Raw genomic sequence first — 12,310 nt, 5'->3', positions numbered from 1 at the left:
CCACCCTCCGCGGCTACCATGAGACGATCATGTCGAGCACCAATGCCACCGCAGCCTCACACGGTCAGTCCCGCCCGTTTTACCTGACCACGGCCATCGCGTACCCCAACGGCGCCCCGCACATCGGGCACGCCTACGAATACATTTCGGCCGACACGCTCGCTCGGTTCAAACGCCTCGACGGCTTCGACGTCCGGTTCCTCACCGGCACCGACGTCCACGGGCAGAAGATGCAGCAGACCGCCGAGGCCGAGGGCATCCCCACCGACGAACTCGCCAATCGCAACTCCGACCAGTTCCAGGCGCTGCAGGAGCGGCTGGGGTCGAGCTTCGACCGCTTCATCCGTACCTCCGACGCCGACCACCAGCGTGCGTCGGAGGCGATCTGGCAGCGGATGGCCGATGCCGGCGACATCTACCTCGACAAGTACTCCGGCTGGTACGACGTCCGCGACGAAGCCTTCTACGCCGAGGCCGACACCTCCACCGACGACGCGGGCAACCGCGTCGCCACCGACACCGGCCACAAATTGACGTGGACTGAGGAAGAGACGTACTTCTTCCGGCTCTCGGCCTTCCAGGATCGCCTCATCGAGCTCTACGAGTCGCATCCGGAGTTCATCGGCCCCGACGTCCGGCGCAACGAAGTGCTCAGCTTCGTCAAGGGCGGCCTCAACGACCTGTCGATCTCGCGCACCACGTTCGACTGGGGCGTGCCGGTGCCCGGTCACCCCGACCATGTCATGTACGTCTGGGTCGATGCGCTGACCAATTACCTCACCGGCGTCGGCTTCCCCGACGACGACGCGACGATGCGCCGGTATTGGCCGGCCGACCTGCACATCATCGGCAAAGACATCATCCGATTCCACTGCGTGTACTGGCCGGCATTCTTGCTCAGCGCCGGCATCGAATTGCCGAAACGTGTGTTCGCACATGGCTTCTTGTTCAACAAGGGCGAGAAGATGAGCAAGTCGGTCGGCAACGTCGTCGACCCGCAAGCGCTGATCGACGAATACGGACTCGATCCCGTGCGGTACTTCTTCCTGCGGGAGGTGTCCTACGGGCAGGACGGCTCGTACTCCACCGACGCCATCGTCTCGCGTATCAACGCCGACCTGGCCAACGAATTCGGCAACCTCGCACAGCGCACGCTGTCGATGATCGTGAAGTACTTCGACGGCGCCGTTCCGCAGCCGGCCGAATACACCGCCGACGACGCCGCTCTGCTGGCCCGCGCCGATGGACTGCTCGAGCAGATGCGCGGCCACTTCGACGACCAGGCAATACATTTGGGCATCGAGGTGCTGTGGTCGACGCTCGCCGAGACCAATCGCTACATCTCCGCACAGGAACCGTGGAAGCTGTCCAAGACCGACCTCGAGCGGACCGGCACCGTGCTCTACGTGTGCGCGGAGGTGGTGCGAATCGTCGCATTGCTGGCGCAGCCGGTGATGCCGACGTCGTGCGCGACGCTGCTCGACTTGCTCGTCGTCGACCCCGACGCTCGCGAATTCACCGCCACTGCAACACGTCTGGCTCCGGGTACCGCACTGCCGAAGCCGTCGCCGGTGTTCCCCCGCTACGAGGCCTGATCGAGTCTGCATGACGGCATCGCCGTTGGCAGTGCTGCGAGCACTCGACTCCCGCGCCCGGGCGGGTGGACTACCCGGGCCCGCCGCATTGATCGGCGACTGGGCCGGCGGTGAGGCCGTGATCATGCCGTCTGTCACGCTGCGGCCCGGCGTCACGATTCCCGATCGGCCGCAACGGTTTTGGATCGGCTATCTCGGGTTCGGGCTCGGCGACTTCGGGGATCGCGCCGACGTCGCGGCGCTACCCGACGTCGTCGGAGGCATGTCCGACGACATCGTGGTGCTCCGCGACGGCCACTGGCGGTATCGACACGTCGGCGGCGCGCAGTGTCCCGATTGGATTGCCGAAAGCCTTTCGGTGGCAGGCGAAGTCGGCGACGGCCGACCGTGGACTGCGTCGTGGACGGCGCCGGAACGGGCGCCGCACGTCGCGGCCGTCGAGGACTGTCTCGAAGCGATCCGGGCCGGCGAGATCTATCAGGCATGCGTGTGCACTCGTTTCACCGGTCGGCTCGACGGTCGGCCGCTGGACTTCTTCGGCGACCTCGCCGCGGCCACGCGGCCGGCGAAAGCTGCTTTCCTGCAGGGCGATTGGGGAGCCGTTGCAAGCTTCTCGCCGGAACTGTTCCTCGCCCGCAGCGCGGGAGCGGTGCGCTCGAGCCCGATCAAAGGCACCATCGCCGCGGGCGACGACCCGGCGTCCTTGCGCAGCTCGGTCAAGGACGTCGCCGAGAACATCATGATCGTCGACCTCGTCCGCAACGACCTCGGGCACGTGGCACGGATCGGCTCGGTCACCGTTCCCGATCTGCTCTCGGTGGTACCCGCGCCCGGCGTATGGCACCTCGTCTCGACCGTGTCGGCGGTGCTCGACGACACCGTCGGCAACGAGGCGCTTCTCGACGCTACGTTCCCCCCGGCGTCGGTGACGGGCACCCCGAAGATCCGCGCGTGCGAACTCCTCGCCGATTGGGAGCCGTCGGCGCGCGGAGTCTATTGCGGCGCAATAGGTTTCGCTGGACCCGACCACGAGCTCGACCTGAATGTGGCGATCCGGACGGTGCAGATCACCCCGGAGGGATCAGCGACCCTGGGCGTAGGCGGCGGCATCACCATCGACTCGGATCCGGCGCGCGAATGGCAGGAGTGCCTGGACAAGGCCTCGTCGATCGTGGGTTTCCAGAGGTGAGTCGGTAGGGATTCCCTCATCCGCGTGCCGCCAGCACCGCCTCGTACAACTCGCGCCGTGACACACCCGCCTCGGTGGCCACTTGACCGCACGCATCTTTCAGACGATCACCTTGCGCCACAAGCGCTTCCACTTGATCGACCAGATCAGCCGGGTCGGCGTCGACGGCGTCGGCAGGTGCCACGACGACGGTGATCTCGCCGCGTACGCCGTCGGCGGCCCACCCCGCCAATTCGCCGAGGGTGCCGCGCCGAATCTCTTCGTAGGTCTTGGTGAGCTCGCGACACACGACAGCGCGTCGATCCGCCCCGAGTACCGAGACCGCCGCCGACAGCGTGTCGGCCAGGCGATGCGGCGACTCGAAGAACACGACCGTGCGCGGCTCGGTCGCCAGCGTCGTCAACCATGCGGTGCGGGCACCGGGTTTGCGGGGCGCGAATCCGTCGAAGCAGAACCGCTCGGAGGGCAGACCCGACACCGCAAGCGCCGTCGTCACCGCTGACGGACCGGGCAGGCACGTCACCGGCAATCCCGCCTGTGCGCACGCCGCGACCAGTTTGAATCCAGGGTCGCTGACCGACGGCATCCCGGCGTCGGTGACCACCAGGACGTCGGCGCCGCCGGCGATCGCCTCGACGAGCGCGGGTGTCCGGGCGGCTTCGACCTGGTCGTAGTAGCTGATCAGCCGCCCGCCGATGGTGACGTCCAGGCCGGCCGCGAGCGCTTTGGCGCGGCGGGTGTCTTCGGCGGCGACGATGTCGGCGTCGGCGAGCGCCTGACGGAGTCGCGGTGACGCGTCACCGTACTGGCCCATCGGCGTCGCCGCGAGAATCAGTCGACCGGCCGACGATGAAGTCATGCCTCCACCCTATGTGCGGCGTCGACCTCTAGTGTCCCGTGTCGGAGATTGTTGGCCGGTTGCCGTGAGTCAGCTGGACGGCTGGCAAGGCGGAGGAGGGAGCGATACCGGTAGGTATCGCGACCGACGACAACGCTGCCAGGCGTTCAGGTGGCCGCGGCATACCGCCCAAGGAATTTCCGACACGGGGCACTAGGATCGGTTGGGTGACTTCCGCCGTACTGGACGCCGACTCCACCGCGCCCGGGCAGGCGGCTCTTGATTCCCAGGGGACCGCCGCCGACTTGGGGACCCGCCCCGGACCGTCGATTCCGCCGCCGATCTTCGGCCCGACCGACCGCGTCCGCGGCTTCTGGGCCGGCGTGGTGATCTTCGTTCTCGCAGTGGTGACCCGCTTCTGGACGCTGGTGTATCCCACCGATCAGGGCACACCGGTCTTCGACGAAAAACACTATGTGCCGCAGGGCTGGCAGGTGCTGACCGGCGGACACTGGATCGAGGACAACCCCGCCTACGGCCTGGTGGTCCATCCGCCGGTAGGCAAATGGATGCTCGCGATCGGTGAATCGGTTTTCGGTTACACGCCGCTGGGCTGGCGGATCATGCCGGCCCTGTGCGGCATCGGCATCGTGATGATGATCTACCTGGTGGCACGCCGGATGTCGCGCTCGACGCTCATCGGCGCACTCGCGGGCATCTTCGCGATCTGCGACGGCGTGCTCGTCGTCCAGTCCCGGTTGGGCATGCTCGACATCTTTCAGGCGTTCTTCATGCTCGCCGCGTTCACCGCGCTCATCGCCGATCGCGACCAGGTCCGTGAGCGCATGCACCGCGTCTACATCGAGGGCCGGATCGCCGACAGTCCGTTCGGCCCACGACTGGGCTTTCGCTGGTGGCGATTCACCGCGGGGGTGATGCTCGGTCTGACCTGCGGCACGAAGTGGTCGGGAATCTATTTCGTCATCTTCTTCCTCGTGCTGGCACTCGGCTTCGACGTCGCCGCACGCCGCGCCTATCAGGTCCAGCGGCCGTGGGTCGGGACGCTGGTACGCGACGTCGTGCCGTCGGGGTTGAGCCTGGCGGTGATGCCGGTGGCCATCTACCTCGCCACGTTCATCCCCTGGTTCAACAGCGAGACGTCGGTGTACCGCTACGAGGTGGGCAACGCCGTCGGCGTCGACGGGCCCTTCTCGTGGGTCCCGGCCGCATGGCGGTCGCTGTGGTACTACGAGGCCAGCATCCTCAAATTCCACGAAGGGCTGACCAATTCGGCCGGCAACCACCATCCGTGGGAATCGAAGCCGTGGACCTGGCCGATGGGGCTACGGCCGATGCTGTACGCCATCGAGAACGGTCCGGACAAGTGCGGCGGCGGTGACTGCATCCGTGCGCAGATGCTCATCGGCACCCCGGCGATGTGGTGGTTGGCGTTCCCGGTCCTGGCCTGGGGTCTGTGGGCCGTGGTCGTACGCCGCGACTGGCGCTACGCCGCCGTCCTCGTCGGTTACGGAGCCGGTTATCTCCCCTGGTTCGCCAACCTCGACCGGCAGATGTACTTCTTCTACGCCACCGCGATGGCCCCGTTCCTGGTGATCGGTCTGGCCCTGTGTTGCGGAGACATCATCGCCACGACCGCTCGCACCGCCGCCCGCCGACCCGAACGTCACATCCTCGCGATCCTCGTCGTCTGTCTGTACACCGGCCTGGTGATCGCTAACTTCCTGTGGCTGTGGCCCATCCTGACCGGAGCGCCGATCAGCCAGCAGATCTGGCGGCTGCAGATCTGGCTGCCTAGTTGGGGGTAGGGGCCGTCTCTTCCAACTCGATCGCCTGCGTCCGGATATCCTCCTCACGCTGCTTGTCGAACGTCGCCTTCGCGACTATCAGCGGATCCTTGCGCAAGTCGAGGTAGAGCGCCAGGCACATTCCGATCATCACGACGACGAAAGGCAGCGCCGCGATGATCGCCATCTGCTTGATGCCGTTGAGCGCGTCCTCCTGAATCGCGAGGAGCAGGGCTGCGACGGCCCCGGTCAGCACACCCCAGAACACCGTCACCCATCGATGGGGTTCGACGACGCCCCGCTGCGACAGCGTGCCCATCACCAACGACGCCGAGTCGGCGCCGGAAACGAAGAAGATGGCGACCAGCAGCATCACCAGCCCCGCCGCCAACGGGAACCAGGGCATCGTGTCGAGGACTTTGAACAGGATCGAATCCGACAGCGCGTCAAAGGCTTTCGCGGTGATGTCGTCGGGCACACCGGCGAGCGTGTTGTCCTGCTGATCGCGGATCGCCGCGCCGCCGAAGATGCAGAACCAGACCAGCGACACCGTGGTGGGCACGACCATCACGCCGATCACGAATTCCCGGATGGTCCGGCCCTTGGAGATCTTCGCCAGGAACATCCCGACGAACGGCGTCCACGACACCCACCACGCCCAGTAGAAGATGGTCCAGCCGGCCAGCCACCCCTGCCCGTCACCGTCGACAGTCGCCGACGACCGGGCCGAGAAGGTGGTGATGTCGGTGGCGTAGGCACCGAGGCTCGTCGGCAGCAGGTTGAGAATGAAAACCGTTGGGCCGACGACGAATACGAACACCGCCAAGATCAGCGCGAGAACCATGTTGGTATTCGACAGCCATTGGATCCCCTTCGCGACGCCGGACACCGCCGACGCCACGAACGCGGCGGTCAGGATCGCGATGATCGCCACGAGAAGCATCTTGCTCGGTTCGTCGACCCAGTGCGCCGACTGCATGCCCGAACCGATCTGCAACGCACCCAGCCCCAACGACGCCACGGTTCCGAACAACGTCGCGAAGATCGCCAGGATGTCGATCACCTTGCCCGCCGGGCCGGTCGCCCGATGTCCCAGGATCGGCGCGAACACAGCGCTGAGGAGCTGCCCGCGCCCCAGTCGGAAGGTACTGTAACCGATCGCCAGCCCGACCACGGCGTACATCGCCCACGGATGAAATCCCCAGTGGAACATGGTGGTCGCCATCGCCACCCCGACGTCCCGCGCGTCGGTTCCGGGCGGCGCGAACATGAAGTGCCGCAACGGTTCATACGCTCCGAAGAACATCAGGCCGATGCCCATGCCCGCACTGAACATCATCGCGATCCAGCTGACGGTACGAAATTCGGGCTTCTCGCCGTCTCGCCCCAGGGGGATCTTGCCGTACTTGCCGATGGCCAGGAACAGGGCGAACACCACGAATCCGGTTGCGGCGAGAATGAACAGCCAGCCGAGGTTGTCGGTGATCCAGGTGAGCGCCTTGCCGGTCACGTCGTTGAGACTGTCCGGTCCGGCGAGTCCCCAGACGACGAATCCGATGACGATGGCCGCGGTGATGCCGAAGACCCATGGGTCGACGCGCAGCTGCGTGGGCGGCGAATCCGGTTGGTTCACGGTCTGTTCAGCGTCTGTTGTCGTATTGGCCACATAGTCACACAACCAAACAACGCCGCCCGGAACACCCTTTTCCAGACATTCGGTACATATTGTTAACTCAGCGTACAAGATGTCGAAGCGTCACACGCACAATCACTCGTCAGAACTCTCTCGACAGCGGACACGACATGCAGCGCGGACCTCCTCGGCCCGACCCCAGTTCGCCGCCTTCGATCTCCAGTACCTCGATGCCCGCGTCGATCAGCCGCTTGTTGGTCTCGACGGTCCGGTTGTAGGCCACCACCACCCCCGGCGCCAGCGCGAGCGTGTTGTTGCCGTCGTCCCACTGCTCGCGTTCGGCGGTCACCGGGTCGAGACCGGTGTCGATCACCCGCAGCTTCGCGATCCCCATCGCTTCGGCTGCCGCCTCCAGAAACGGGCGTGCCTCGCCGACGCTCACTCCACCGTCGTCGGCGCGCATCGTATAGGCGACGGCGGTGTCGTGCATCGACGGATACATCACCACCGCATCCCGGTCGACCATGGTGCAGACGGTGTCGAGATGCATGAAGGCGCGCTGCTGCTCGATCGGTACCGCCAGCACAGTGTGCGCCAGGCCGTCGTCGAAGAGACTGCGCGCCAACGATTCCGCGCCTGCGGGCGTCGTGCGCTCCCCCACCCCGACCGCGACGACACCGGGGGCGAGCAGCAGTACGTCGCCGCCTTCGACCGGCGCGATCTGCGATTCGTAGGCACGTCGCGATCCGCTGAACATCGGGTGGTGGGCGTAGATGAGATCGGTGAGCGACGATTCGCGCGCCCGCGCGGCCAGCGCCAGCGATGTGATCGCGAATCTGCGCCCGATCCAGAACGAACTGTCACGGGTGAACAACAGATTCGGCAGCGGCTCGATTGCGAAGTCCCCACCGTGATGCATCTGCCTCACCAGCGAGGCCGAGTCACTGCCCGAGCCCGGCAACTCATCGAAAGTCATTCCGCCGGTGAGGATTCGGGCGAGTTCGTCGGCTGGACGCCCGCGCAGATACGCCGACAATTCCTCGGCCAGCCCCAGCCCCAGTCGACGCGGACTGACCGCGGCGCTGATGCCCTGGATCCGGGCCGCACCGCTGTGCGCGATGGTTTCGGCGAGTAGATCACCCAGCAGATAGACCGCGACGCCACGGCTGCGCAGCACCGCGGCGAAGGCATCGTGTTCCTCCTGGGCCCGCGCAACCCACGGCAGCGCGTCGAACAGCAACTGATCGTTGTTGCGCGGGGTCAGCCTTGACAGTTCTTCGCCGGGCCGGTGCAGCAGGACCGCGCGCAGCGGCGCCACCTCCGACGCCGCGCCGAGCGCGACTCCTTCGGGAAGCACGGCCGTCGACGACCCCGGTCCCACGCCTGCCATCGCACTCTCCTGTCGTCGAGTCCGTCGTCGTATGAGCCGTCGGTCGCTACGTTTTCGGTGAAAGTACCACCGCGGGAGCCGATTCGCGTGCGAAGAGCCACATCACCAATGCGACGGCGACGACGGCTCCGGTCGCCGCGAAGGCGACTCCGAAGCCCAGTTGCTGAGCGAGGAATCCGACGACGATCGGCCCGCTCACCGCACCGCAGTCCGACGCCATGCCATAGGCGGCCAGCGCCGATCCGCCTTGCGCGCGCGAACCGAGGACGTCGGCCAGCGCGGCCTGCTGGGTAGGTGCGAACAGTCCGGCACCCGCGCCGGCGATCACCGACAGCACCATCACGACGGCCAGATGCGTCGCCAAACCGAACACCGCCGTCGACGCCGCGGTCACCAGCAGCCCCGGCAGCATGATCACCCGGCGCCCCCGCGTATCCGACGCTCGGCCGGACAGCAGAATCGCGACGACGTTGCCCGCCGCGAAGGCCGCGAGCACGATCCCCGACCATGCCTCGTTCTCGTGCAGCCCCTCGGTGATCATCAGCGGCACCACCGCGACACGCACACCCATAGAGGCCCATCCCTGAGCGAAGTTGGACGCCAGGATGGCGCGATAGGTGCGCTCGCGCAACGCTTCTCGCAGCGTGAACGGCTCCGCCAGTTTGGGGCCGTCAACCTTGAGCGGGGCATGGGCGTCGCCGAGCTGCGTCGCGACGACGGCCAATGCGACCAGCAGCGCGACGGCATAGACGACGAACGGCAACCGCAACCCGAACGGCACCAGCGCGCTGCCGATCAGCGGTCCGGTGATATTGCCGATGAGGAAGCCCGCGGAGAAGTAGCCCGAGACTCGGCCGCGGATGTCCGGCGGCGACATCCGGATCAGCAGGGCCATGGCCGACACCGTGAACATCGTCGATCCGATGCCGCCGAGGCCGCGGAACAGCAAGAGCTGCCAATACGTGTGGGCGAATGCCGTCGCGAGTGTGCTCACCGCGACGATCAACAGTCCGGTCAGATAGACACGGCGCTCGCCGAGTTTGGTGACCAGCCGCCCCGCGGTCGGCGCGAAGCCCAACCGCATGATCGCGAAGACCGACACGATGGCCGACGCCGCGGTCAACCCGACGTCGAAGCTCTTCGCGAACGTCGGCAGCGCGGGTGCCACCAGTCCGTAACCGAGCGCGATGACGACGTTCGCCGACAGCAGCACCCAGATGCCGCGCGGAATCCTGGTCATGCGTCACCGGCGGATGCGCGCCCACTCACGCGCCGCTCCCGGCGTCGAGTCGGTCCAGCGATTCGACGGCCAGCCGCCTACCCAGCTCGATCATCTCCCCTGCCTTGTGAAAGTCCAAGGTGCGCACCGATTTTCGCGGTACCCGGATCATCAGGTCGGGCGGGTTGCGGGCCAACTGGTAGCGAGTGAGGGTGTCCTGCATGATGTCCAGCGATCGGCTGAGCACATCGAAGCGCCCCATCTTGGCGAGGATCTCGGCACTCGGGTCGACGGTCGCCGGATCAGCCGCGCCATCGCCCGGCTGCCGTTCGGCGGGACGCGCGGCGTCGGCGACGGGTGCGACGATCGGCTGGCCCGCCTCATCCACCATCGGCAGTTCGGTCTGTCCCGGCGGCGGCTCGATGCCGAATCGGTCGCGCACCGACCGCATGAAGTCACTGTCCATGAACGTCCGCGAACTGCGCCGCCAGATGGTGTCCGGACGGATGCTCGTATCGACCGCGGCCGGCTCGAAGCCCATGTCGGGAACGCCGTCGGAGCCGAGGATCACCCCGATGGTGAGGTCGCTGACGACCGACGTCGTGGGTGAGATGGGCAGGGCGTCGAGGATTCCGCCGTCGCCGAACACCCGCCCGTCATAGACATGTGGGCTGATCACGCCGGGGATGGCGATGGACGCACGGATCGCGTCCACCAGACTGCCGCGCTGAAACCACACCGATCGACCGGCGTTGAGGTCTGTCGCGACCGCGGTGAACGGGATCGACAGATCCTCGATCATCACGTCGCCGAGGATCTCCCGTACTCGCGCGAGGACCTTCTCCGCGGCGATCACACCGGGTTTCGACAGTGAGATGTCGAGGAGTCGAACGATGTCGAGCTGAGTGAGCTTGCGGGTCCAGTCGACATAGTCGTCGAGTTTGCCCGCGCAGTACAGACCGCCGACCAGTGCACCCATCGACGACCCCGACACCGAAACCACCTCGAACCCGCGCGCGTCCAACTCGTTCAGGACTCCGATATGCGCGTAGCCGCGAGCACCGCCGCTGCCCAGTGCGACGGCAACCCGCCTGCGTTTCGCCATGACCTCAAGACTATCGCCGAGGTGAGACAGAGCTTATTGGCGGACCACCATCACCGGGCAGCGCGCGTGGTGCAGAACCTTCTGACTCGTCGAGCCGAGCAGCAGGCCACGGAATCCGCCCCGTCCCCGGCTGCCGACGATGATCAGCGACGCATCTTCGCCGGCCGCCTCGACGACCGCCTTCGCCGCGTCGTCGGGCAGTACTCGCCGGTCGACGACGACGTCGGGATAGTCGGCCGCGTAGCCCGCCATTCGCTCGGCGAGCGCTTCGACGGCGTCGTCGGACATCCGCGCGATGGCGTCGGGTTCGATGCCGTACCCGTGCAACGCGTCGGCGTCGAGCTGCGACCAGGTATGCACCGCAATGAGTTTCACGTTGCGCAGCGATGCCTGCCGATATGCCTCGGCGACGGCGGGGTCGCTGATCGGGTCGTCGCTGACGCCGACGACGACGGGTCCGTCCTCGTGGAGCGTCGAAGCGCCCTCGACGATGACCGAACGTCCGTGATGGTGCGCGGCGATCGACACGCCGACCGAACCGAGCAGCAATCCGCGAATGCTCCCGAGCCCGCGCGTGCCGACGACCACCGTCGAGTCCTTGCCGAGTTCGAGCAGCGCGCCCGCGGCGTCACCCTCGACGACGGTCGTCGAGATGTGAATGTCGGGAGCCACCTCGGCGGCCAGCGTTGCGGAGGAATCGGCGAGTTCACGTGCTTCGGCACTGATCGCGTCGACGACGTCCTGCGGAATCACCAGCCCCGGCGCATAGTTGCTCACGCTGGCGTCGTAGGCGCATACCACCGTGAGGTCGGCGTCCTCCATGGCCGCCGCATGCGCGGCCCACCGAATCGCTTTGGTCGATGACTCCGAATCATCAACTCCGACAACGAATTTAGCCATCTTTAGTGCGCTCCTTCGTGGTGTCGAACTCAACCGAACGGTCCGCCTTGATTGCGGACTCACCACCTATGGTGCCGTCGTACGCAATGCCTGGCAATGGACTTCGGTCCCCTGTCGTTCCGGTGCGCGCATAGCCGCCCGGGTGAGACCGCGGACATCGAAATCGGGCAAACGAGTACGATCGACGGTGTGAGTTCGGCGGACGGTCACCAGAATTCCGGCCCTGCACAGCCCGGGCCGCACCGCTCCATACCGCAGTCGGATCCGTCCGACCTCGACGCCCGCGACCCCTCGCTTCGGCAGGCGGTGCTGCATACCGTGGTCACGGCCGCTTTCGGAGTCGGCACGCTGATCGTCGCGGCGGCATCGAGCGATGCCCTGCGTACGGCGTTGCTGCTGATCGCGCCGGCGATCATGCTGCTCGGCGGCCTCACCGCGCTGGTCCGGACCTATCTCGCCTACCGCAGCGGTCGACGCTGGGGCGTCTGGCAGGGCGCCGCATGGTTCCTGCTGTGCCTGTCGCTGATGGTGTTCATGTCCTCGGGAAGTGTGGTCCTGAACACCGAGTGAGACCGGTGGCGCTGCCGCAACTGGGCGAGCTATTCCTTTCCGCTGGTTGAGCGACACGTCCGTAAC

Annotated in this window: 10 protein-coding genes; 4 read left to right on the top strand and 6 right to left on the bottom strand. The window is 66.5% G+C overall.

Going from position 1 to position 12,310, the window contains the following annotated elements; genetic code table 11:
* The first annotated feature begins 29 nt into the window (after window positions 1-29).
* Both metG and HH308_RS05270 read left to right on the top strand, forming a co-directional pair.
* A complete protein-coding gene (gene metG / locus HH308_RS05275) occupies window positions 30-1,595 on the top strand; it encodes a methionine--tRNA ligase (protein WP_170193135.1) in 1,566 nt (521 codons plus the stop codon).
* 10 nt (window positions 1,596-1,605) lie between these two features.
* Window positions 1,606-2,784: an aminodeoxychorismate synthase component I gene (locus tag HH308_RS05270; protein WP_170193134.1), complete on the top strand. Its 1,179-nt coding sequence runs from the start codon at window positions 1,606-1,608 to the stop codon at window positions 2,782-2,784.
* Window positions 2,785-2,800: 16 nt separating this feature from the next.
* Here HH308_RS05270 and rsmI read toward each other — a convergent pair whose 3' ends face one another.
* On the bottom strand, window positions 2,801-3,643 hold the full coding sequence (rsmI, locus tag HH308_RS05265) for a 16S rRNA (cytidine(1402)-2'-O)-methyltransferase (RefSeq protein ID WP_170193133.1): 843 nt from the start codon (window positions 3,641-3,643) through the stop codon (window positions 2,801-2,803).
* A gap of 221 nt (window positions 3,644-3,864) precedes the next feature.
* On the opposite strand from rsmI, the gene HH308_RS05260 reads away from it, so the two are divergent.
* Window positions 3,865-5,448: a dolichyl-phosphate-mannose--protein mannosyltransferase gene (locus tag HH308_RS05260; RefSeq protein ID WP_170193208.1), complete on the top strand. Its 1,584-nt coding sequence runs from the start codon at window positions 3,865-3,867 to the stop codon at window positions 5,446-5,448.
* Here HH308_RS05260 and HH308_RS05255 read toward each other — a convergent pair.
* The 5 genes from HH308_RS05255 to HH308_RS05235 form a co-directional block, all read right to left on the bottom strand.
* Window positions 5,435-7,060 (bottom strand): BCCT family transporter, encoded by a 1,626-nt coding sequence (locus HH308_RS05255; RefSeq protein ID WP_170193132.1) that lies wholly within the window; start codon window positions 7,058-7,060, stop codon window positions 5,435-5,437. The genes HH308_RS05260 and HH308_RS05255 overlap by 14 nt on opposite strands.
* A gap of 142 nt (window positions 7,061-7,202) precedes the next feature.
* Window positions 7,203-8,450 carry an arginine deiminase gene (locus HH308_RS05250; protein WP_170193131.1) on the bottom strand — a complete coding sequence of 416 codons (1,248 nt, stop codon included), beginning with the start codon at window positions 8,448-8,450 and terminating at the stop codon, window positions 7,203-7,205.
* 46 nt (window positions 8,451-8,496) lie between these two features.
* Window positions 8,497-9,690 (bottom strand): MFS transporter, encoded by a 1,194-nt coding sequence (locus HH308_RS05245; RefSeq protein ID WP_170193130.1) that lies wholly within the window; start codon window positions 9,688-9,690, stop codon window positions 8,497-8,499.
* A gap of 25 nt (window positions 9,691-9,715) precedes the next feature.
* Window positions 9,716-10,774 (bottom strand): patatin-like phospholipase family protein, encoded by a 1,059-nt coding sequence (locus HH308_RS05240; protein ID WP_170193129.1) that lies wholly within the window; start codon window positions 10,772-10,774, stop codon window positions 9,716-9,718.
* A gap of 33 nt (window positions 10,775-10,807) precedes the next feature.
* Window positions 10,808-11,674 carry a universal stress protein gene (locus HH308_RS05235; RefSeq protein ID WP_170193128.1) on the bottom strand — a complete coding sequence of 289 codons (867 nt, stop codon included), beginning with the start codon at window positions 11,672-11,674 and terminating at the stop codon, window positions 10,808-10,810.
* Between the two features lie 189 nt (window positions 11,675-11,863).
* On the opposite strand from HH308_RS05235, the gene HH308_RS05230 reads away from it, so the two are divergent.
* The gene (locus HH308_RS05230; protein WP_312870390.1) at window positions 11,864-12,244 is read left to right on the top strand and encodes a hypothetical protein; all 381 of its coding nucleotides are present in this window, start codon (window positions 11,864-11,866) and stop codon (window positions 12,242-12,244) included.
* Window positions 12,245-12,310: the final 66 nt, after the last annotated feature.

Source organism: Gordonia asplenii, from assembly GCF_012933505.1.
Taxonomy (GTDB): Bacteria; Actinomycetota; Actinomycetes; order Mycobacteriales; family Mycobacteriaceae; genus Gordonia; species Gordonia asplenii.
Note: the sequence above shows the minus strand (reverse complement) of the source record. Positions and strands in the feature narration are given on the sequence as shown.

Bases quoted from the DNA above. Each gene is read 5' to 3' on its own strand.
- HH308_RS05240 (WP_170193129.1), bottom strand. From the start codon at position 10,774: ATGGCGAAACGCAGGCGGGTTGCCGTCGCACTGGGCAGCGGCGGTGCT.
- HH308_RS05235 (WP_170193128.1), bottom strand. From the start codon at position 11,674: ATGGCTAAATTCGTTGTCGGAGTTGATGATTCGGAGTCATCGACCAAA.
- metG (WP_170193135.1), top strand. From the start codon at position 30: ATGTCGAGCACCAATGCCACCGCAGCCTCACACGGTCAGTCCCGCCCG.
- rsmI (WP_170193133.1), bottom strand. From the start codon at position 3,643: ATGACTTCATCGTCGGCCGGTCGACTGATTCTCGCGGCGACGCCGATG.
- HH308_RS05245 (WP_170193130.1), bottom strand. From the start codon at position 9,690: ATGACCAGGATTCCGCGCGGCATCTGGGTGCTGCTGTCGGCGAACGTC.
- HH308_RS05250 (WP_170193131.1), bottom strand. From the start codon at position 8,450: ATGGCAGGCGTGGGACCGGGGTCGTCGACGGCCGTGCTTCCCGAAGGA.
- HH308_RS05270 (WP_170193134.1), top strand. From the start codon at position 1,606: ATGACGGCATCGCCGTTGGCAGTGCTGCGAGCACTCGACTCCCGCGCC.